Origin of the sequence: Agrobacterium sp. ST15.13.013 (assembly GCF_027956525.1) — a bacterium.
Lineage (GTDB): Bacteria > Pseudomonadota > Alphaproteobacteria > Rhizobiales > Rhizobiaceae > Agrobacterium > Agrobacterium salinitolerans.
In genome coordinates, this window is the sequence record NZ_JAQKGP010000065.1 from 1 (window position 1) to 2,020 (window position 2,020).

General features: G+C 58.8%; 2 protein-coding genes. Both read right to left on the bottom strand.

What is annotated here, in order from left to right; translation table 11 throughout:
- Positions 1-1,467, bottom strand: a 1,467-nt coding sequence (locus PL597_RS25860) for a TRAP transporter permease (protein ID WP_271366643.1), incomplete at its 3' end; no start/stop codon positions are given.
- A gap of 87 nt (positions 1,468-1,554) precedes the next feature.
- On the bottom strand, positions 1,555-2,020 hold a 466-nt coding region (locus PL597_RS25865), incomplete at its 5' end, for a TAXI family TRAP transporter solute-binding subunit (protein WP_271366644.1).

Here is a 2,020-nt window from a genome sequence, read left to right on the forward strand (position 1 = left end):
CGGTCCGAACCAGGCAGCCGGAACCATCGTACCGATCCAGCCGGCTATTTCTGCTGCAGTCGTGGTGACGATGTAGGAAATCTTGAAGCCGACGCCGGTTAACGTGACGACCCCTACGATGATGCCAACGGTGGCTGCCGCTGCGCCAACGGCAAGCGCGTATTTGGCGCCGTCCCGCAGTCCCTCGAAGACTTCCGTTAACGACATGCGTCGGCGCGGATTGATGAGGCCGACCGCGATGCAGAGCGTTATTCCCCAGAATGCCGCCAGGTATGGGGTGAAACCCGAGAGCAGGATACCAATCAGCACGACGAGGGGGATGACGGTCGGCCAGTCGCGCTTGAAGGCCTCCTTGAGATCCGGCATTTCGTCGTCGGTCATGCCGCGAAGACCTTCGCGCTTTGCTTCGAAGTGAACCTGAACCAAAACTCCGAAGAAGTGCATGAAAGCCGGAACGAGCGCTGCGAGGATGATCGTAGTGTAGGGGAGATTGAGGAACTCGATCATCAGGAATGCTGCCGCACCCATGATCGGCGGCGTGATCTGGCCACCGGTGGACGATGCGGATTCGACTGCCGCGGCGAAGGTGCGCTTGTAGCCGAGCCGGATCATCGCCGGTATTGTGAGCGAGCCTACTGTGACCGTATTGGCAACGGACGAGCCGGAGATCATGCCGAACAACGCCGATCCGAAAATCGATATCTTGGCCGGACCACCAGCATACCGTCCCGCGACCCACGCGGCACAATCCAGGAACAACTGACCGAGCCCGATGCGTGTGGCAAAAACCCCGAACAGTACAAAATGGAAAACATAGGTGGCGACGACGCCGAGTGCGATGCCATATATGCCTTGACTGGTAAGGTAGAGGTGATTGATCAGCTGCGAAAAGGTCGCGCCGGGATGTACCAGGATGCCAGGCATCGATGGCCCGTACAGGGAGTAGACCATGAACAGGACGGCGATGATCGGCAGAGGCCAGCCGACCGAACGGCGGGTCGCCTCAAGAAGAACCAGTACCAGCAGGCCGCCCAGGACGACGTCTGTGTTCGTGGGATTTCCAACACGGAAGGCAAGGTCGTCGAGCGGGATGAACGGAACGTGCATCACGGCGACAACGGCACCGATTGCCAGCGCCCAGTCGAAAAGCGATATGCCCAGAGGCCGCAGCACACTGGAAGCCGCCACTTCGCCGTAACCACGTCGTGATACGGGGAAAACGAGGAAAATCAGACCGAGGACAAAGGACAGGTGGATGCCGCGATGCATAACCTCCGACAAAAGGCCAAAGCCCGCAGTGTAATAATGAAAGATCGACAACGCGATCAGCAGCACTCCGACCATGCGGGCAGCGAGTGGCGCCAGCCGCCGGAATCGGATTTCCGCATCGAACTGCTCTTCGAGCTCGCGCGCGTGCGCTTCATCCAGCTCCATTGGAGAGGCCTTGCCGGCCGTATTGTCGCCCATGCGGAAATCCTTGCATTTTTCTATAAACGGTCGATGCGGCGACCGGCCTTCAGCCTGCCACCGCATCGCAAATCAGGTCTTCCACGTTTACTTGAGCACGCCGGCTTCCTTATAGAACTTCTCCGCACCGGGATGGAGCGGGATACCAAGACTGGTCGTCGCGTTCTTGAGTGTAATCATCTTGCCCTTGGCGTGCCCGGCATCGAGTGCTGCGCGGGTGGCGTCATTCCACATGACCTTAGTGATCTTGTAGACTAGATCGTCCGGCTGCTTGGCACTCGTTACCCATTGAGCCGCCACGGAAATCGTCGGTGTCTCCGCAACATCTTTGTAGGTGTTGGCCGGAACCGTATCCTTCGAAAAGAACGTGTAATCACTTATCAGCTTGTCGACTTCCGGACCGCTGATCGGCACCAGTGAGATGCCACTTGACGTCGCGAGTTCCGAGATCGCGCCGGTCGGATAGCCACCGACAAAGAAATAGGCGTCCAGTCCACCGTCCCGCAAGCGGTCGCCAGCGGGGCCAGGCTTCAGGTATTCGGCTTTGATGTCG